At 66.0% G+C, this 19,271-nt stretch carries 17 protein-coding genes; 7 read left to right on the top strand and 10 right to left on the bottom strand.

Translation table 11 applies throughout. The annotated features are described in order from the left end of the window. Positions 1 to 24 precede the first annotated feature (24 nt). On the top strand, positions 25 to 1,050 hold the full coding sequence (locus I9018_RS11960) for a DUF6602 domain-containing protein (RefSeq protein ID WP_241109557.1): 1,026 nt from the start codon (positions 25 to 27) through the stop codon (positions 1,048 to 1,050). A gap of 46 nt (positions 1,051 to 1,096) precedes the next feature. On the opposite strand, the gene I9018_RS11955 is transcribed toward I9018_RS11960, so the two are convergent. Together I9018_RS11955 and I9018_RS11950 are read right to left on the bottom strand one after the other, a co-directional pair. Then, a complete protein-coding gene (locus I9018_RS11955; protein ID WP_241109556.1) occupies positions 1,097 to 1,471 on the bottom strand; it encodes a hypothetical protein in 375 nt (124 codons plus the stop codon). A gap of 29 nt (positions 1,472 to 1,500) precedes the next feature. Next, the gene (locus I9018_RS11950; RefSeq protein ID WP_241109555.1) at positions 1,501 to 2,133 is read right to left on the bottom strand and encodes a TetR/AcrR family transcriptional regulator; all 633 of its coding nucleotides are present in this window, start codon (positions 2,131 to 2,133) and stop codon (positions 1,501 to 1,503) included. A 154-nt stretch (positions 2,134 to 2,287) separates the two neighbouring features. On the opposite strand from I9018_RS11950, the gene I9018_RS11945 reads away from it, so the two are divergent. After that, the gene (locus I9018_RS11945) at positions 2,288 to 3,826 is read left to right on the top strand and encodes an MFS transporter (RefSeq protein WP_241109554.1); all 1,539 of its coding nucleotides are present in this window, start codon (positions 2,288 to 2,290) and stop codon (positions 3,824 to 3,826) included. 105 nt (positions 3,827 to 3,931) lie between these two features. Then, entirely contained in the window at positions 3,932 to 4,948 is a 1,017-nt protein-coding gene (locus I9018_RS11940; RefSeq protein WP_241109553.1) for an AraC family transcriptional regulator, read from the top strand. Between the two features lie 13 nt (positions 4,949 to 4,961). Here the strand turns inward: I9018_RS11940 and I9018_RS11935 are convergent, their stop codons facing one another. Genes I9018_RS11935 through I9018_RS11910 form a run of 6 tightly spaced genes read right to left on the bottom strand, consistent with a single transcriptional unit; the run spans position 4,962 to position 11,570 of the window. Further along, complete coding sequence (locus I9018_RS11935; protein WP_241109552.1) at positions 4,962 to 5,747, bottom strand: MoaF C-terminal domain-containing protein; 786 nt, start codon at positions 5,745 to 5,747, stop codon at positions 4,962 to 4,964. Further along, positions 5,744 to 6,718: an SDR family NAD(P)-dependent oxidoreductase gene (locus I9018_RS11930; RefSeq protein WP_241109551.1), complete on the bottom strand. Its 975-nt coding sequence runs from the start codon at positions 6,716 to 6,718 to the stop codon at positions 5,744 to 5,746. Before I9018_RS11930 ends, I9018_RS11935 begins: the two co-directional genes overlap by 4 nt. 16 nt (positions 6,719 to 6,734) lie before the next feature. After that, a complete protein-coding gene (locus I9018_RS11925) occupies positions 6,735 to 7,817 on the bottom strand; it encodes a hypothetical protein (RefSeq protein WP_241109550.1) in 1,083 nt (360 codons plus the stop codon). Positions 7,818 to 7,836: 19 nt separating this feature from the next. After that, the gene (locus I9018_RS11920) at positions 7,837 to 9,222 is read right to left on the bottom strand and encodes a carbohydrate porin (RefSeq protein ID WP_241109549.1); all 1,386 of its coding nucleotides are present in this window, start codon (positions 9,220 to 9,222) and stop codon (positions 7,837 to 7,839) included. Positions 9,223 to 9,247: 25 nt separating this feature from the next. After that, positions 9,248 to 10,396 (bottom strand): class II histone deacetylase, encoded by a 1,149-nt coding sequence (locus tag I9018_RS11915; protein ID WP_241109548.1) that lies wholly within the window; start codon positions 10,394 to 10,396, stop codon positions 9,248 to 9,250. Further along, positions 10,386 to 11,570 (bottom strand): MFS transporter, encoded by a 1,185-nt coding sequence (locus tag I9018_RS11910; protein WP_124346456.1) that lies wholly within the window; start codon positions 11,568 to 11,570, stop codon positions 10,386 to 10,388. The genes I9018_RS11915 and I9018_RS11910 overlap by 11 nt, the downstream gene beginning before the upstream one ends. Before the next feature lie 244 nt (positions 11,571 to 11,814). Here I9018_RS11910 and I9018_RS11905 point away from each other — a divergent pair, with 244 nt between their 5' ends. Then, the gene (locus I9018_RS11905; protein ID WP_241109547.1) at positions 11,815 to 12,252 is read left to right on the top strand and encodes a hypothetical protein; all 438 of its coding nucleotides are present in this window, start codon (positions 11,815 to 11,817) and stop codon (positions 12,250 to 12,252) included. Positions 12,253 to 12,418: 166 nt separating this feature from the next. Further along, on the top strand, positions 12,419 to 13,336 hold the full coding sequence (locus I9018_RS11900; protein ID WP_241109546.1) for a phytanoyl-CoA dioxygenase family protein: 918 nt from the start codon (positions 12,419 to 12,421) through the stop codon (positions 13,334 to 13,336). Between the two features lie 6 nt (positions 13,337 to 13,342). Here the strand turns inward: I9018_RS11900 and I9018_RS11895 are convergent, their stop codons facing one another. Further along, entirely contained in the window at positions 13,343 to 14,242 is a 900-nt protein-coding gene (locus tag I9018_RS11895) for a LysR family transcriptional regulator (protein WP_085596530.1), read from the bottom strand. 306 nt (positions 14,243 to 14,548) lie between these two features. On the opposite strand from I9018_RS11895, the gene I9018_RS11890 reads away from it, so the two are divergent. Beyond that, complete coding sequence (locus tag I9018_RS11890) at positions 14,549 to 16,195, top strand: GMC family oxidoreductase N-terminal domain-containing protein (RefSeq protein ID WP_068585704.1); 1,647 nt, start codon at positions 14,549 to 14,551, stop codon at positions 16,193 to 16,195. Positions 16,196 to 16,299: 104 nt separating this feature from the next. Continuing rightward, on the top strand, positions 16,300 to 17,922 hold the full coding sequence (locus I9018_RS11885) for an MFS transporter (protein WP_241109545.1): 1,623 nt from the start codon (positions 16,300 to 16,302) through the stop codon (positions 17,920 to 17,922). 19 nt (positions 17,923 to 17,941) lie between these two features. Here the strand turns inward: I9018_RS11885 and I9018_RS11880 are convergent, their stop codons facing one another. Further along, the gene (locus tag I9018_RS11880; RefSeq protein WP_124346451.1) at positions 17,942 to 19,165 is read right to left on the bottom strand and encodes a DUF2599 domain-containing protein; all 1,224 of its coding nucleotides are present in this window, start codon (positions 19,163 to 19,165) and stop codon (positions 17,942 to 17,944) included. Positions 19,166 to 19,271 lie beyond the last annotated feature (106 nt).

Raw genomic sequence — 19,271 nt, 5'->3', positions numbered from 1 at the left:
CTCAATCCACACAAGGAAGACCTCGTGGCAATCATCAACAGGTGGGCCAAGTCCATCGCCAAGGTGCTGGAAAGCAGCTTTGCGGTGAGCAGCAGCATCGCCGACCACAAGACCATCCTGGGCGACGCCCGGGAGAGTTTCATCAGGGATGTGCTGCAACGCTTCCTGCCGCGCAATATCAGCATCGGCTCAGGGCAGATCGTCGATGCCGAGGGCGGGATCTCCAAGCAGATCGACCTGATCATCTACCGCAACGACTTTCCCATCCTGCGCACCTTCGGCTCGGCCGACGTGTACCTGATCGAAGGCGTGGTGGCCACGGTGGAGGTCAAGTCGCAGCTCAACGAAACGCAGTTGTTCCAGGCCCTGGAGAACGGCAAGTCGGTACGCAACCTCAAGGTGTCGATCACCCGGGAATCCATGAACCACTACAGCCAGTTCATGTACCGCAAACCCTTCGCCGACCTACCACCGGCGCAATCCTTCTCGGTCCGCGACCAGTTGCTGCCGCCAACCTACATCTATGGCTACAACGGCTATACCGCCGGCAGCCTGGACAAGCTGCGCCAGAGCCTCAACACCTGGCACCGCGAGCCCCTGGCCCAGGGCGAGCAGGACGTGATCCTGATGCCGGAGGTGATCGCCACCCAGGGCTGCGTGGCCCTGAAGAACCTCAACAACATCCTGGGCCTGCCCCGGGTTGCCGGCGAAGAGCTGGAAGCCTGCCGCCAGGCCTTCAACCGGGTGCTTGGACTCAACCTGGACAAACGCAAGTTCCTCGGCTATTTCCGCGAGCGTGACGACCAGGGCTTCGACTACGGGATCGGCCTGAAAACCTGCGAGTCGCCCCTGCAGTTCCTGATCTCCAGCCTGCTGCAGAGCCTCACTAGCCGGGTCGGTCATCCGCAGTTGGGCAGCACCGCGATCCAGTACGACCTGAGCCGCTATCACTTGAGCGAAGAGATGGAAGGTGGCTGGTCGGGCGCCGCGGTGAACCTTACGCGCATCAGCGACCCACGGCTGGACTTCGCCCGGGCCAACGGCTTCTGAAACCTGCGCTGCGGCCACGTGCAACTCGGCCGCAGCGCGCCGGGCTTCAGTCCTTGGCGGTCGTGCCCGTCAACGCTATCAGGTGGTCGTCGCAGCCAAAGCCCACCACGTGCTCGCTGCCCCAGGACACCTCCACCACCGCAATGCACGGGTCATAAGACTCGCCCACCAGGCTGCCATCGGCCTTGAACACCCGCAGGTAGCCACCGGTGGAGTAGCGCGAGCTGTCGCCATCGCCGGGCATGGTCATGGTCGGAATCCAGGCGCGCCAGCTGAACAGCCGGTACTTCTGGTAGTAGAAGGCCCGGTCGTCACTGTAGTAGCGATCCTGGTAGGGCGTGCCGTAGTAGAACCAGCCATAACCCTTGTACGCCAGGAATACGGCCAGTACCGCGCCGAGTAGGCGTTTGCTGTGTTTCATCGGGGTCTTTCCTTGTACCGAGAAGAACTTCAGGGCTGGGTCACGCCGAGCATCCGCAGGCAGGCCTGGACGATGGCCTCGGCCAGGGCCTGGCCATCTTCCTGGCGGGCGGCGATCACGTCATCGGTGGCGCCGTGCACCCCGGCATAGATCAGCGAGGCGATCACCGTCGGCTGTTCCAGGGGCCAGCAACCGGCCTGCCGCCCTCCTTCGAGGATGCCCTGCAACTGCCGCAGGATCGCATTGCGCTCCGGGTTGCCGCGCTCATGGTGGTGATGGTTGGGGTAGACGATGTCGTGCAGGCGGTAGGTGGCCAGGTAGGCCTGGACGCTGGCGCGGATCCAGCTACTGACCTTCGCCACCCAGTCATCCTCGGCGCAGGCCGCCACCGCCTGCTCCAGGCACTCGAGGAAGTCCCGGGTATAGCGTTCGCCCAGGGCCGCCAGCATGTCGTTCTTGGATTGGAAGTAGTGATAGAAGGTGCCCTTGGCCACCCCGGCGCGCTCGACGATCTGGCTGATGGTGGTGGCCTCCACTCCCTGCTCAAGGAACAGGCTGCGGGCGGCGCCCATCAATTCTTCCAGGCGCACTTCGGCGGGTTTGGTCCGCGGCTGCGGCAAATCGCTGGCAGGTTCCTGGGCCTTGTGGCGTTTCACGATCATGAACGATTCCGGGTGGTGGCGAGGGCCGCCAGTCTAGGGCAATTGCCGGGCAAAAGAGAGTTGAGAATATTTATCATTTCCCATTGACCGACGGTCAGTCGAAATACTAACCTGAGTGCCTCGCCCCTCTCCAGCCCTCCACGGGAGATGTTTGATGGAACGCTATCGTCGCCCGGCCCTGGTGGCCGCCGCCTACCTCGGAACCTTCCTCGCCTCGCTGGACATCAGCATCGTCAACGTCGCCCTGCCGACCCTGCAACAGGCCCTGGCCACCGACCTGGCCGGCCTGCAATGGGTGGTCAACGCCTATGCCATCTGCCTCTCGGCCTTCATGCTCTCGGCCGGCCCCCTGGGCGACCGCTTCGGCCACAAGCGCTGCTGGCTGGCCGGGGTGTTGTTGTTCACCCTGGGTTCAGCGCTCTGCGCCCTGGCCCAGGAGCTCGGGTTGCTGCTGGCCGGGCGCGCGGTCCAGGGGCTGGCCGGGGCACTGCTGATTCCCGGGGCGATGCCGATCCTCAGCCACGCCTTCCCCGACCTGCGCCAGCGGGCCCATGTCATCGGCGGCTGGTCGGCGTTCAGTGCCCTGGCGCTGATCCTCGGCCCCCTGGTGGGCGGCCTGCTGCTGGAGTCCGTCGGCTGGCAGAGCATCTTCCTGATCAACCTGCCCATCGGCCTCCTGGCCCTGGCCCTCGGGTGCTGGGGAATCAGCGAGCGCAAGCACCCACAGCATGCCGCCCTCGACCCGCTGGGCCAGGCACTGAGCGTGTTGTGGCTGGCGGCCCTGACCTATGGCCTGATCCTCGCCGGCGAAGAAGGCTTCGCCAGCCGAGGCCCCCTGCTGACCTTATTGGTGGCCGCCGTGGGGCTGCTGGCCTTCACCCTGGTGGAGCGGCGGGTGCAACGGCCGCTGGTACCCCTGGACCTGTTCCGCCAGCGCCCGTTCGCCGTGGCCAACCTGGCCTCGTTCATCCTCGGTTTTTCCAGCTACAGCAGCCTGTTCTTCTTCTCGATCTTCCTGCAGCAGATCCAGGGCTGGTCCGCAGCCGAAACCGGCCTGCGCCTGCTGCCACAATTCACCGTCACCGGCCTGGTAGCCATCGGCTTCGGGCGCATCAACCAGCGCGTGCCCCTGTCCTGGCTGATGGTGGCCGGCTACGGCCTGGTGGGCCTGGCCATGACCGCCATGACCCTATTCGACGCCCACACTCCCTACTGGCTGGTGGGCTCGTTGCTGGGGCTGCTGGGCCTGGGCATGGGCCTGGCGCTGCCGGGCACCGGCCTGACAGTGATGGCCTGCGCACCGCCGGAACGCGCCGGGATCGCCTCGGCCAGCATGAATGCCCTGCGCCAGACCGGCATGAGCATCGGCATCGCCCTGCTCGGCAGCCTGATGGGTGCCCGGGCCATCCAGGTGCTGAGCGAGTCGGCCCGGGCCAGCGGCATGGCCAACGCCGGCGAACTGGCCCACCAAGCGGTGACCGAACACCAGTTGCCCCCGGACAACCCGCTGTTCGGCGAGCTGTACCGCACGGCCATGACCAGCGGTTTGCACCTGGCCATGCTGCTGGCGGGTGCCTCCAGCCTGCTGGCCATGGGCTTGCTGCTGGCTATTCGCCGACAGCCCCGCGCGGAACACGCGGAGCAGCCCGCAGGGCATGGCACCGCCCTGCCCCAAGGGGGCGAGAACAGGTGAGCGATGCCCATTGTCCGGGGCTTTTCTCCTCGTCTAGTATGGTTGCCGGACCGCGCGTACCACCTGGGAACGTGCCTTGCAGAACAATAAGAAAACGCCATCGCCATGCCTGCATCCCGCCCCGTCGGCGCCTATGTGCGCCGCCTGAAGCTCAGCCCCTTGCTCGAGTACCTGCAAGAACGGCAGTTGCGCCTGCCATCGCCCTCCCAGGCCCAGTGGCAAGGGCTCAAACCCGCGGACAATATTCCCCTGGATCACTACCTGGGCTTCTTCGAAGAGACGGCCCGGGCCTTGGACGACCCGCTGCTGGGCGCGCGCATCGGCCTTGCCAGCCGCTCCCCAGTGCTCTCGCCGCTGCGCGAGCTGTTCCTCAACGAAGCGACCCTGCACGGCGCACTGCTTGAGCTCAACCTCAGCACCACGGCCTTGCAGGGCGGCACCCGCACCCAACTGCGCATCGACGGCGAGCAGGTGCAGATCAGCTACCAGTTGCCCGCCTACCCGGCCAGTGCCTGCCGCCAGGACGTGGAGTTCAGCCTGGGCATGCTGATCCATGTCTTGCAGTTGCGCCTGGGACAGGACTGGCGAGCCCAGCGGATCGACCTCTGCCATGAACTGACGGCCAAGGAGCGCGAGGCCCTGGCCGGGTTGCTGGATTGTCCGGTACGGGATGCCGCGCCGAGCAACGGCATCGTCTTCGCCAGCCATTGGCTGGACCACAGGTGCCCTGGCCAGGGCTGCGATGCCGACGTCCTGTTGTTCTTTCGCGAGCACATCCAGGGCCTGTGCGCCGAACAACACAGCGGCAGCTTCCATGAGCGGGTGCGGCGCCTGCTGGAACAGCAATTGGGCGAACAGCCGCCCTCCCTGGAGCGCATCGCGCGTCAGCTGTGCCTGTCGCCACGTAGCGTGCAACGCAAGCTGGCCCTGGAACAGGTGGTGTTCTCCGAGCTGCTGGAGCAGGTGCGGCACAGCCTTGCCCTGGAACGCATGCGCCATCCCGGCACGCGGATCGACGAACTCGCCGACAGCCTGGGCTACGCCGACAGCGCGGCGTTTTCCAAGGCTTTCAAGCGCTGGACCGGGGTGCCGCCGCTGCGCTACCGGCGGCAGTTCCTCTAGCCGGCCCGCCCCTTCAGAGCGGCGAGATGCCTTCGGGATACGCCGTCTCGCTCAGCAGTCGTACCTGTGCGCCGATGGGCACGTTGAACCAGGTCCCATCCACCTCGCCCAGGGCCATGCCGGTATTGCGCCAGGCACGGGTGTCGAGGACAAAGACGATCGCCACATCCACCGCCTTCTCGCGAAAAGTCACCAGGTACAACTGCTCGCGCAGCTTGAAATAACTGGCCTCGTCGCAATCGCAGTCACCATGGCGCACGCCGCCATGGATCTGGTAGGCGTACCAGCGACTGTTGAGATAGACATGTTCCACCGCCGTGTCCTGGCTATAGAGATTGAGCACGCGCTTGCCGATCAGCTCGCCGCTGCGCTCGGGCGGTGCGCCTGCCGGGAGGCCATCCAATCCGGCGTGCTGCAGCGCCTGGCCGACGTTGGAGGCCAATCCGCGCGCCTTGCGCCCGGTATCCAGCCAGGAATGCACCAGCAAGGCCCGGGATCGCTGCTCGTCGATGATCACCACCAGGCTCTGGCGCTGCGCCGCCGGCAATGGCAGGTCGATGAAAAACAGCCCGGCGCAGGCCTGCACCACATTGGCTTGCGCGGTCCCCGCCGCCAGCGCCAACGGCAGTCCCTGCCAGCGAGCCTCGCCCTGTTCATCGAACGCCAGCTCGCCCCGCTGCTCGGCGAACCCCAGGACGAAGCGCCGCCCGCGCAGCGCCGGGCTGTCCGGCAGGCGGTTGCGGCGCAACTGCGCGGCAAAGTCATCGAACCCGGGAAGCGCCTGCTCCAGCGGGTTCATGGCCGCACCTCCCGCGGCTCGCCAGCCAGGGCCTGCTGGATCAGCCGTTCGCTGAGCGCCCACAGTTGCCGGGCTTGGGCGACATCACGCACCCGGGGCATGACGCCCAGGTGATCCAGGGGATCGGCGTTGCTCAAGGCCACCTGGCAATCCTCCAGGTAGTAACCGCCACAGCCCTCCAATTGCGGATGCAGCAGGGCCCAGAGAATGCTCGCCGCACCCTCCTCGGTGCTCTTGCGCCGGGTCAACTGGCGCAGCCCGGGCTGGCGTTCGAGCAAGGGCACGAAGTCGGCGTCGGTCAGGTGATTGTGCAGGTTGGTCCCGGCCACCACTCCGGGGGCCACCGCCAGGGCGCGGATGCCCTCCTCGGCCAGGTGCTGGTCCAGGCCCACGGCGAACAGCACGTTGGCCGACTTCGACTGGCCATAGGCCGTCCAGCGGTCGTAGGCCCGGTGCTCGAAGTTGGGATCGGCGAAATCGATGCCCGCCAGGCGATGGGCGCCCGAGGTCAGCAGCACCACCCGGGCAGCGGCCGCCTGGCGCAGCAGCGGCAACAGCCGGGTGATCAACCGATGGTGGGCGATATGGTTGATGCCGAACTGGCGCTCCAGACCATCGTCGGTACGAGCGAAATCGGTGGCCATGATCCCCGCACTGGCGATGACGCCGTCCAGGTGCGGCAACTGCTCCAGCAGCCTTGAGGCCAGCCGGTCGACGTCGCGCAACGACTCCAGGCGCACCGCCTCGAAGTGCAGCGACTGGCTGCCGGTGGCGGCCCGCAGCTCGGCCAGCGCGGCGTTGCCGCGTTCGGCGCTGCTGCCCAGCACCAGTACCCGGGCGCCACGGGCAGCGAGGCAGCGGGCGCTTTCCTTGCCCAACCCCGAAGTGCCGCCGGTCACCAGGTAGATCTTGCCGGAGAGGTCCAGGTCCCGGACCAGATCCCAGGCTCGTGTATGGGTATCGAATGACATGTTGCTACTCCTTCCTTCATTGAATGAACAGGCTGGCGTCCAGCTCCAGGGCCGCACCGGGTGCCTCCAGGGCCTTGACCCAGAGCAGCGCCACGGACAGCTGCAACGTCGCCGCGGCTCCCAGCTCACGCTGCAGTTGGCGGCTGAACGCTTCCAGCAAGGGCTGGCTCGCCACGGGGCCGGCCTCGATGCCGGGGCACTTGAGCAACACCTGCAAGGCCGCCGGCTGGCCACCGGTGTCGAGGCGCCTGGCCAGGGCCCTCGCCGCCTGCTCCACGCTCGCCAGCGACAAGCTGCCGGCCTCGCCGCAGGCCAGGCTGACCCAGGTTGGCCGCAGGACTTGCGGGCGCAGGGCCAGGCCATCGATCTCGATCTTGAATTCCTCCAGGACCATGCCGTGGCCACGTAGCACGCACAGTTGCAGCGCCTCGGCCACCCTGGCATCGGCCCGCTGGCGCACAGCCTGCGTTACCAACTGTCGGGCGTGCTGCGGGTCCTGGTCGGCGCGCAGGTACAGGGTCAGGCGGGCCAGGTCGGAGCAGTCGGCGTCCAGGGCCCGGAGGCTGTCCTGGATCTTGTCCAGGATCACCTCCACCTGCTCCGCCAGCCCGGGACGGACCTGCAGGTTATCGGCGCTCAAGCCACGCTCCGGCGCCAGCAGTTCCAGGGCCTCGAAACCGGTGAGGAACAGCTGGCCGCGATACTCCAGGGCCCGCGCCACATCCATCGGCAGGTCGTCGAACAGGGCCCGCCGTGCCGGCGTGGCATGCCTGGCGAATACCGCCTCGAGCGCTACCAGCGCCCCTTCCCGGGGCAGATGCGGCACCCGGAAAAGGGTGCCGACGCTGGGCTCCCGGACCAACCGGGGGGCCAGGGCATGGCACTGGCGATGGAATGCCTGGATCGCCGCCAGCGGGTCCACGGCGCCATTGCGAATGGCGATGCTGTGCTTGAGCATCGCGCCCAAGCTCACCCCTCGTTCGGCCAGGGCGGCGGCCATGGTTTCGAGCAAGGCGGCAAGTTGCTGCTCCAGGTCACCGTCCACTGCCGCCTGTTGCCAGTTGCAGAAGATCAGGTCCTGGGTTTGCACAAGGTTCATCGGGACTCTCCTCAAGGGATCAGTGGCGCCAGCCCAGCAACGGGTCGAGGGCGAAGTTCAGGCCCAGGCCGAACAACCAGCCGCTGGCCGGACGCTGTTCGGCGAAGGGGTTCTGGAAGCGACTGGGTTGCAGCACGTAGTTGATGAAGGGGTCCAGGGTCACGCCGCTACCCAGGACGAAGCGCCCATTGAGCTCGGCGACGAAACTGTCCCGTGGCTGCTCGTAGGCACTGCCCGACAGGCGCCCGGCGTCCTTGAGGCGGGCCTGGAAGTCCTTGCTCACGCGAAACCAGCTCAGGCGTGCACCAAGGCTATCCAGCGGGCGGCCCGGAATAACGTTGAGGGCATTGACCCCGATGAAGCCGAAGGCATCCACCCCACCGGTAACCCCGGGGGTCAGCGACGAGCTGAGCCCGCCTTCCAGGGTCAGGCTGCGCGGGTGGGTATCGAACGGGCGGCTACCACCGTCGGCGCGGTACACCGTCTTCTGCCAATTGAAGAGAATGCCATCGGCATGGTCCTGGACCTTGGGCGCCGAGCCCGGGTCGAGCAAGGTCGAGGTACCGGCCACCGTGCGGCTGGGGTTGGGCTGTTTCTTGGTGGAGCGATACAGGGTCAGCTCGAAACGACTGGGATAGAGCGCCTCACCAAAACGGGTCTGGGTGCCGACCTGGGCCAGGAAGAAGCGCCCGTCGTGGCGTTCCTCGCGCCAGTTCCAGCCGGACTCGAAGGGGATCTGCCCATTGAGCAACCAGCCGCCCACCTGGGCAAAGCGGTTGTCGTCGAAGTTGTAGCGGGCCGTGGCGCTCCAGTAGGCGAACGGATAGGCGAACACCGAGCCGTTCATCAACGTCAGCGGGTTGAAACAGGTGAACACGAAGGCACAAGCCGGCTGCATGAACGAGGTCGCTGGGTTGCTCCGGCCCAGCTCCAGCTTAAGGGCATCCTCCAGCAGGCGCTGTTCGTAGGACAGCTGCACCAGCCGCGCCTTCTTCGGTACGAAGGGCGCCACCGCGCCATAGATGTCCCCCAGCGCCGGACCGTAGTCGACATTGCTGGCCACCGGGGCATAGCTCTGCTTGAGGTGCACGCTGGCGCCCTTCACACCCAGCAGCTTTTCCAGGTCGAAGTCGGCCGCCAACATCAGGAACAGGTTGTTCTGATCCTGGCGACGCCCCACCCCGTAGGTGTTGTACAAGCTGTACCAGCTACCGAAGCCGTGCACGGCGATGCCCTGGGCATCCAGCTGTTCGCCAAGGCTCGGAGCCCGGGCCGGCGAGACCGGGTTCGCGACCGGGCCGGGCTGATCCGGGCCGGCCAGCGCGCACCCGGCCCACAGGGCACAGCACGCCAGCACAGCCCCACGTTGGACGAAGAATCGATTGTTGTTATTGGAAGGATTCATGGTCGGACCTGTATGGGCGATGGACTCAAGGAGCAGGCACCAGCTCCAGTTGCCGGGCCTGGGTTTGCACGCGCTGGTGGTGCAGGCGATCGAAGTCGTCCGCCAGCCGCTGCTGTTCGATGAACTCGATAAAGGGATCGCGGACCTGGGTCTGCAGGCCGGTCAGGGCCTCGATGGCGGCGATCGCGCAGAACGGCACGTAGACCTCCGAGTAGCCGCCCTCATGGACCATCACCAGGCGCCCATGGCCGAGGCGCTCGGCCACCGCCACCATCATCCGAGTCATCTCGCGGAAACTGCCGCTGTGCAATTGCATGTGGCCGAGCACGTCGTAGGTGCTGGCGTCGTAGCCGGCGCCGATCACCAGCAGGTCCGGGGCGAAACGCAGCAGCGCCGGCACCACCAACTGCGCCATGGCATGCAGGTACTGCTGGTGGCCGCAACCGGGCAGCAGCGGGATGTTGAGATTGCACCCCTGCCCTACACCTCGCCCAAGTTCGTCGGCGCCGCCGGAGCCTGGGGGAAAGCAGTTTTCCTGGTGCAGGGAGATGGTCAGCACGTCCCCGCGCTCGTAGAACAGCGACTGGGTACCGTTGCCGTGGTGCACATCCCAATCGACGATGGCCACGCGCCGCGCGCCGAGTTCGGCAATGGCGTGCTCCACGGCGATGGCCGAGTTGGCCAGCAGCGTCGAGCCCATGGCCTGATCCCGCAAAGCGTGGTGCCCGGCCGGGATGCAGGCGGCATAGGCTCGCTGGTACTCGCCGCGTATCACGCCTTCCACCGCCGCCCTGGCCAGCCCGGCGGACAGCGCCGCCAGCTCGAAGCTGCCGGCAGCGAAAGGCGCCGCCAGTCCCAGTTCTCCTCCCTGCTGCTCGCTCAACCGACGAAAGCGCTCCAGGTACTCAAGGTCATGGACCCTGGCCATCTGCGCCAGGGAGGCCGGCGCTGCGGACTCCACCCGCAACTGTCGGCTCAGGCCGCTGGCGTCCATCAACGCCTTGAGCCGCCGCAAGCAATCGGCCGAGGCCACGCCCGAGCCGCTGGCCAGCGGCTGGACCCACCCGCCGACCGGGGCCGCCAGGGCCGAGGCCCGGCCGGAGTGGAACCACAGGCAGCGCTCGTCGAACAGGAACGCACTGGCGCCCGCTGAAGGATGCAATTCAGGCTTCATGGCAAAGACTCTTGGATGGCAGGTGGAAGTGCGCGAGGTTGATCGCCGCGGCGGCCAGCAGGGCCAGCAGCGCGCCGCAGCCGAACATCGCCTGGTAGGAAAAGGTTTCCAGCAGATAGCCGCACAGCGCCGGGCCACAGGCCAGCCCCAGGCCGAGGACCAGGTTGGTCAGGTTGATCAAGCCGCCCTCGCGATCGTGCAGGCTGATCACCGTGAGCATGAAGGGCACCAGCAGGGTCCAGGTGAACTTGAACACCAGCACCGCGATGAAGGCCGCATCCGCCCGGGGCACCGCCGCCATCACCAGCAAGGCCAGGACCAACGCGGCGAACCCCAGCAGCAGGCATGCCCCGCGATAGCGATCACGTCCCAGCAAAGTGGCGGCGCCGGCGCCGAGGATGCCCACCGCGCTGGACAGGGTCAGCAACTGGTCCAACTGCCCACGATCCATGGCCGTGGGCGCCTGCAAGGCACTGATGAAGGTCCAGACTCCGCCCAGGCACACATACAGCAGGAAGATCGAGGCCACCCCCAGCAGGCCATGTCTGGAAGCCCCCAAGCGACGGCGCCCACCGCTGGCCGCTAGCTGAGGGACCCGAATGAAGTGCCGGCACAGCGGCACGCAGGCCAGCATCAACAGCGCCTGCAAGGCAAAGCACACCCCGGGGCCAAAATGCTGGAAGGCGCTGGGCAACACCGCCAGTCCCAGGGTTCCGAGTATCAGTTGGCCGAAGATGATCGAACCGAACGCCCGCCCGCGATCATCCAGGTGCGCGACGCTGCGGGTACACAGGATCAGCAGCGAACCGGCGGCCAGTGCAGTGACGCCCCGAGCCACCAGGAAGGCGTTGAAATAGCGCTCCAGCAACAGCGCCGAAGCCAGGTTGCCGCCGATGTACAGGCCCATGAACAGCAAGGCCCAGCGCTGCCAGTGACCCGAGCGCAGCCAGTAGATGGCCGGCAAGGTGGCCAGGCTGCTGAAGATCAGTTCCAGGGAAAACATCGCGCCGATCCGACTCGGGCTCAGGCCGATCTGCGTGGTCAATTGCATGGACAGGGCCGGGGCCCAGAGGAAGGTCGCCGGCAGCACCGACGCACATAGGGTGATAGTGATCAGCAGCCAGCGATGACTGGCCTCGCCCGGCAGGGCTGCAGGTTCGGCGGTAGCGCTCACGATAGGCACCTTCGTTATTGATTGTTATGGGTGAGGTGGCACGGCAACGGCTGCCAATCTAGCAACGGCCCAGGCGGCGACCGGCTTCAATTGATGACGACTTTTTGTCTTTTCACGCCAATGCCCGCAGGCGCTATCAGGTTGGCCAGGCGCACCGGCGAGCCGGGGCATTGACAAGCTCGATGGCGGCTTCGACCATCGGCGCCGCAACGGCCGCTGCCGGCCATGACTCAGGAGATCAAGGATGAAAAGGCTTTCGCTGGCGCTGTGCCTGATGGCAGGCATGGGCCAGGCTGGCGCGAAGGACCTGGCGGCGGCACGCCAGTCCCTGAAGAACTATGGACTGGCCTACTGCATGGCCAGGCAGTTTCCCGAGCGCTCGGCCATGGGCGAGGACGTTGGGCATGCCATCGGCATGTATGGCGTCATGGGCGGTGGCCTGCATCAGGTCCTGCAGGACGAAGACACGCTCACGACCCTGCATGACCCCTATGACGCCACCACCGAATACGTCTTCAAGGCTTATGACCAGGTCGCGGCCAACAGTAAGCACCGTCCTGGCAAAGTCGTGCTGCACGCTTGCTTGCAGGTCTACAACTCCAGAGCCTTCGACCGGTTCATCCGGACCCAGGACTCCTACATCCGCCAGCAAGACCTGCAAGCTGCCGGCCCCAACTCCTGACAGCGCTCGATGTGCCAATGGCGACAGACCCGCCCTCGCCTGGCCGCGCGCCGACAGCAACCGGTGGCAGGTGTCGCTTAAACACCGGTCGAGGTCGAATCCAGCGCTCGGTCAGCGGTGCCACTGTCCATACTCAGGCACCTGTCCCCGGTAATGGAATACGCCCGTGAACCTGCCGCAACCGCCCGCCCCTTACCTGGTCAATCCCCTGCCCCTGGACCCGCAACAGCGGCGGCTGTTCCACGAACAGGGCTACCTCAAGCTGCCGGGATTGCTGACCAGCGCCGCCATCGAATCGCTGCGCCAGCTGGTGGAGCAGCAACTGCGTCCGACCCAGGCCAGCGCTGGCGAGGGGTTCAACCGCCTGACCCACCGCCTGGACCAGGACGGTATTCTCCGGCAACTCCAAGGCCAGCCGGCACTGGCCCAGGTACTGACTTACCTCACCGACAGCCGGCTGATCCTGTGCGAAGCCCAAGGCTTCGAGCTGGACCAGGGGCGCTCGGGTTTCGCCTGGCACTACGACTCGCTGAACTTTCGCTACATCCGCCCCCAAGACCCGGCCTTCAGCCTGTGGCTGCCCCTGCAACCGGTACGCCCAAAGGCACAGGGTGGCGGCATGGCCTGGGTGCCGCTGTCGCTGTGCTCGGCCGTGGGCAACTTCCAGTTTTCGCGAATGCTGGCCCAGCAACTGGCCCAGGGCGAGTCAATCACCGAACTGTCCGAGCTCTTGCGCCAGACCTACGCCAGCCCGGGACCTTTGACCGAGCGCTTCGAGCGACAGCGCATCGAAGAAGCCTTCGAGCCCGGCGATGCCCTGCTGTTCAGCAAGTACCTGTGGCACCGCTCCAGTCCCTTGCTCGCCGGTGAGCTGCCACGGCGCCAGGCCGTGACCCTGCGCCTGGTGGCTGCCCAGGCACGCCTGGACCCGCTGTTGCAGGACGGCGAGACCCGTACCACTGGCGGCCTGGGCATGGGCCAGGAGCGCGGGGCACTCAAGCCGCTGTCCTACGGCTCGCGCTTCGTCGATATCCAGGCCGGCGACCTGCTCAGCCGCTCGGCCCACTGTGGGCCGCTGTTGTGAATCGCCCTAGACCTGTGGGGCGGTCCCCAGCAAAACCGGCTGGTGCGTGGCGCACAGCTCCATGAGGTAGTCCCAGACCACCCGCAGGCGCACCGACTTGTGCAGCTCGCGGCGGGTGCTGATCCAGTAGGCGCGCTGGATGCTCTCGGTGGGCAGCAACGGCACCAGCTGCCGATCCGTGGCGGCCATGTAGCACGGCAGCACCGCGATCCCCAGGCCCGAACGGGCCGCCTCCTGCTGGGCGATGACGCTGGTGCTGTGGAACAACACCTGGGGGTTGCGGCAAAAGCTGTTGAGGAACATCAGTTCCTGGCTGAACAGCAGGTCGTTGACGTAGCCGATCCAGGCATGGCGCCCCAGGTCCTCGCGATTGCGCAGCGGTGGGGCGCGGTCCAGGTAAGCCTGGCTGGCGTACAGCGCCAGGCGGTAGTCGGTGAGCTTGCGGGTCACCAGCATGTCGGCACTGGGTCGTTCCAGGTGGATGCTGATTTCCGCCTCGCGGTTGAGGATGCTGACGAACCGCGGCACCGCCACCAGTTCCACCTCCAGCCCCGGGTAACGCTCGAACAGGCCGCCCATGCGGCTGGCGAGGAACTTGACCCCCAGGCCCTCGGTGACGCCGACGCGGATCTTGCCCAGCAACGCGCTGGACTGGGTGATTTCCTCCTGGGCCAGCAGCGCCACGTTCTCCATGGCCTCGGCGTGCTTGAGCAGCGCCTCGCCGGCCGGGGTCAGCTCATAGCCCTGGGCGTGCTGGACGAACAGCGCGGTGCCCAGGGCCTTCTCCACCGCCTCGATATGCCGCGCCACCGTGGCGTGGGTAGTGTTCAGCCGTCGCGCCGCGGTGAGCAGGCGGCCACTGCGTTGCAGCTCGAGAAAAAAGCGCAGGTCGTTCCAGTCGAACATGGGGATTCCTTGCCGGTGCCTGGGGGCTAATGCTGTTAGAAAACGCACAGCGGGTGGGCAAAAACTAACATTCTTTTAACGAAAGCTAACAACTAGGATGAAGCACAAGGCTGCCGCGGATGACGGACAGCTGCTAACAGGCCCTTGAAAAATGTAGGCGAGGCAGCCAGCGCAAGGCGAAAACAGGCGAAAAAGCGCAATTTACATGTGGTAAATGAGCATTTTGAGCCTGTTTTCAACGCAGCGATGGCAACGCAGGTAGTTTTTCAACGGCCTGCTAATAAGAATCTGCCAACGAGGTCACGAATGCTTCCTGCCTTTGACGCTTTCGACTATATCGTGGTCGGTGCCGGTCCCGCCGGCTGCCTGCTGGCCAATCGCTTGTCCGCCAACCCCCAGCACCGGGTGCTGCTGCTGGAAGCCGGCGGACGCGACAACTACCCCTGGATCCACATTCCCGTCGGCTACCTGTTCTGCATCGGCAACCCACGCACCGACTGGTGCTTCAAGACCGAGGCCGAACCGGGCCTGCAAGGTCGCGCCTTGAGCTACCCGCGGGGCAAGGTGCTGGGGGGCTGTTCATCGATCAACGGCATGATCTACATGCGTGGCCAGGCTGCCGACTACGATGGCTGGGCCGCCGAGGGCAACCCGGGCTGGAGCTGGAGCGAGGTCCTGCCGCTGTTCAAGAAGAGCGAGAACCACTTCGCCGGGGCCAGCCCGCTGCACGGCGCCGCCGGTGAGTGGCGGGTGGAGCGCCAGCGCCTCTCGTGGCCGATCCTCGATGCTTTTCGCAGCGCTGCCGAACAGAGCGGCATCCCACGGATCGACGACTTCAACGGCGGCGACAACGAAGGCTGCGGCTACTTCCAGGTCAACCAGAAGGCCGGGGTGCGCTGGAACGCCGCGAAGGCCTTTCTCAAGCCCATCGCCCAGCGCCCCAACCTCACCGTCCTGACCGGCGTCGAGGTGCAACGGCTGCTCCTCCAAGACGGCCGCGCCACGGCGGTGCGCGCCATGGCCCAGGGACGCCAGCAGGACTTCAAGGCCCGCCGGGAGATCATTCTCTGTGCCGGCTCCATCGGCTCGCCGAGCATCCTCCAGCGTTCCGGCATCGGCCCGGTGGCGTTGCTGCAACGCCTGGGCATCGGCGTCGCCCATGCCCTGCCCGGGGTCGGCGGCAACCTCCAGGACCACCTGCAACTGCGGTTGATCTACAAGCTGGATAACGCCCGCACCCTGAACCAGATCGCCGGCAGCCTGTGGGGCAAGATGGGCATGGGCCTGCGCTACCTGTACGACCGCAGCGGCCCGCTGTCCATGGCTCCCAGCCAGCTCGGCGCCTTCGCCCGCTCCAGCCCCGAGCAGGCCACCGCCAACCTCGAATACCACGTGCAGCCACTGTCCCTGGAACGCTTCGGCGAACCCTTGCACGATTTCCCGGCGTTCACGGCCTCAGTCTGCGACCTGCGCCCGCAAAGCCGTGGCCGGGTCGAGATCCGTTCCGTGGACGCAGGCCAGGCGCCGCTGATCCAGCCCAACTACCTGAGCCATCCGCAGGACCTGCAAGTGGCGGCCGACGCCATCCGCCTGACCCGACGCATCGTCGCCGCCCCGGCCCTGCAAGCGTTCAGTCCCAGCGAGTACCTGCCCGGCGCGCAATTGCAAAGCCAGGAGCAATTGCATGAAGCCGCAGCGAAGATCGGCACCACCATCTTCCATCCGGTGGGCACCTGCCGCATGGGCCACGACGCCCAGGCCGTGGTGGACGCCCAACTGCGCGTGCACGGCATCGCCGGGCTGCGCATCGCCGACGCCTCGATCATGCCGCGCATCACCTCGGGCAACACCTGCTCGCCGACCCTGATGATCGCCGAGAAGGCCGCCGAACTGATTCTGGCCACGACTACAAGGAGCCCTGCCCCGGAAAAACAAACCGCCTCCCCCGCCTGACCCCACCCTGCTAGGAGCGAGGACTGCGAAAAGATGCAGACAGCGACGCCATCACTGGCGCCGACAGTGGAACAACAAAAACAATCACTGTGAGGGATATCGATATGTCGGAACATGCTCAAGCGATGGACACCACGGCCGTGGTGCCCACCAGCAAGGAAAGCCAGAAAGTCATCTTCGCCTCGTCCCTCGGTACCGTCTTCGAGTGGTACGACTTCTTTCTCTACGGTGCCCTGGCGGCGGTGATCAGCAAGCAGTTCTTCGCCGGGGTCAACGACACCACGGCCTTCATTTTCGCCCTGATGGCCTTCGCCGCCGGCTTCGTGGTGCGGCCCTTCGGCGCCCTGGTGTTCGGCCGCCTGGGGGACATGATCGGGCGCAAGTACACCTTTCTCGCCACCATCATCCTCATGGGCCTGGCCACCTTCGCCGTAGGCCTGTTGCCCAACTACGCCAGCATCGGCATCGCCGCGCCGATCATCCTGGTGGCCTTGCGCATGCTCCAGGGCCTGGCCCTGGGCGGCGAGTACGGCGGTGCCGCGACCTACGTGGCCGAGCATGCGCCCCATGGCAAGCGCGGCCTGCACACCAGCTGGATCCAGTCCACCGCGACCCTGGGCCTGCTGCTGTCGCTGCTGGTGGTGCTGGCCTGCCGCTACTTCACCGGCGATCAATTCGACGTCTGGGGCTGGCGCTTGCCGTTCCTGCTGTCGATCGTGCTGCTGGGCATCTCCACCTGGATCCGCATGAGCCTGCACGAGTCGCCAGCGTTCCTGAAGATGAAAGAAGAAGGCCGCGCCAGCCAGGCGCCGATCCGCGAATCCTTCGGCAAGTGGGAGAACCTCAAGGTGGTGCTGATCGCCCTGTTCAGCATCAACGCCGGCCAGGCGGTGACCTTCTACGCCGCGCAGTTCTACGTGCTGTTCTTCCTCACCCAGTTCCTCAAGATGGACCCGGCCCTGGCCAACAGCCTGCTGATCATCAGCGTGGTGATTGGCGCGCCGATGTTCATTTTCTTCGGCTGGCTCTCGGACAAGGTCGGCCGCAAGCCGGTGCTGATGCTTGGCCTGCTGCTGGCCACGGCGCTGTACTTTCCGATCTTCAAGGGCCTGGCCCACTACGCCAACCCGGCCATCGACCAGGCCAGCCGCCAGGCGCCCATCACCGTCACCGCCGACCCGGCCACCTGCACCTTCCAGTTCGACCCGGTGGGCAAGGCACGCTTCGACAGCCCCTGCGACAAGGTCAAGACTTTCCTGGTGAAACAGGGCCTGCCCTATTCCAGCATCGCCGCCCCGGCGGGCAGCCCGGTACAGGTCAGCGTCGGCGACGTGAAGATCGACGGTTTCGACGAGGCGGCGCTGCGCGGTGCGGTGACCCTGGCCGGCTATCCGCAACAGGCCGATAACCAGAACGTCAACAAGGCCATGGTGGTGGCGCTGATCGTCGCCCTGATCCTGATCGCCGCCATGTGCTACGGCCCGCTGGCGGCGCTGATGGTAGAACTGTTCCCGACCCGTATCCGCTACACCTCGATGTCCTTGCCCTACCACATCGGCAACGGCTGGTTCGGCGGCTTCCTGCCCACCGTGTCCTTCGCCCTGGTGGTGTACACCGGCGACATCTTCTATGGCCTGTGGTACCCGGTGGCGATCACCGGGGTCAGCCTGCTGGTGGGCCTGCTGTGCCTGAAGGAAACCCGTGAGGTGGACATCAACCACAACTGATGGCCGGCGGCCGGTTCACTCAGGTGTTGTTGCAACCCTTGGCGATGGAGTCCTCATTGGAGGTATAGGGGCGCGAGGGCTCCAGGTTCCACTGCGGCTTGTCCCGGGCGATGTTGAAGTGGCAGACCAGTTGGCGGCGCATGCTGCCCACCGTGCTGTCGCGGTTGTCCGGGTTGTTTTTCCACTGGGCGTCCAGGTAATGGTCGCTGGCCAACTCGTTGAAGAAGTTGTTGGTCTGGTTGTCCTGGACCTTGCGCCCGCAGTCGGTGGGGGTGACTTCCAGGGTCATGACCTTCTTGCCGAACCCCGGGTCATCCCGCTCGATCCAGGTGGCGCTCTGCACATAGCGCTCGCAGCTGTTCTTTTCGGTGATGGGGTAGATCACCTGCTTCTTGTTGTCGTAGACGAAGCTCGCCTCCTGCTGGGGTGTCTGCGGCAACTTCATGTTGATCACCGGCAGGTACTGCTGGACCGCCTTGTACCACTGGATCTGGTTCAGGCGCGCGCCCTCCAGGCCGCCCTCCTCGGTGTAGAACAGCGCCAGGATCGACGGCGACTGCGGCGGCTTCTCTTCCCACTTGGCCAGGCGCAGCTCGTTCTGGGTACCGAAGGATTCGGCGGCGATCTGCGCCATGGAGCGGATGCTCTGGTAGAACGCCGGGCCAGCTGCGGCATTGCGCTCATCGCGCACGTCGAAGGAGCACTGGCGCGAATGATCACCCCGATTCTGCCGGTAGTTGGCGCCCCATTGCTCGGCGGTGGTCACGCCGATCTCGTGGCAGTACTTCTCGACGCTGCCCGGGGTGCGCCGCGAGTCGGTGCAGCCTTGCTGCTGGCGGTCGTCGGTGGCGGCATCGATGGGGAAGGAGCACAGCACGGCGTAGTCCTGGTGATCCTTGGGGTTGCCGAAGATGGTGTCGAAGATGAAGCCGCTCTGCAGGCCGTAGGCCAACTTGCGGAACTTGGAGTCCTTGCGCAGGTAGGACGCCGAGACGCCGCCGCTGGCCTGGCTTTTCGGGCTGATGCTGTAGAACTGGTAGTCGGTGGAGGGCCAGGTGGCGCGAAACAGCACCCCCGAGCAGAGGAACGCCGGCTTGGACGGGCCGCCGCAGTCCTGGCGGGTGTCGTTGTACAGCTGGTTGAGACGGGCCACCGTATCGCTGCCCTGGTCGGCTTGCGCGCTAGACAGCAGGCACAGGCCAGCCAGGCCCATGGCCAGGGGGATGGAGGTACTGAGTTTCATGAGATGGCTTCCGTGTGGGGTGAAATCCATGGTCGGCCACAGGCACGGCCGATACCGCCAGAGGATAGAAGCGTCCCCTGGCGCCATCCGGTTTTTTCCCCGGGGT

Source organism: Pseudomonas sp. MPFS (assembly GCF_022537035.1).
GTDB classification, from domain to species: Bacteria; Pseudomonadota; Gammaproteobacteria; order Pseudomonadales; family Pseudomonadaceae; genus Aquipseudomonas; species Aquipseudomonas sessilinigenes.
Note: the sequence above shows the minus strand (reverse complement) of the source record. Positions and strands in the feature narration are given on the sequence as shown.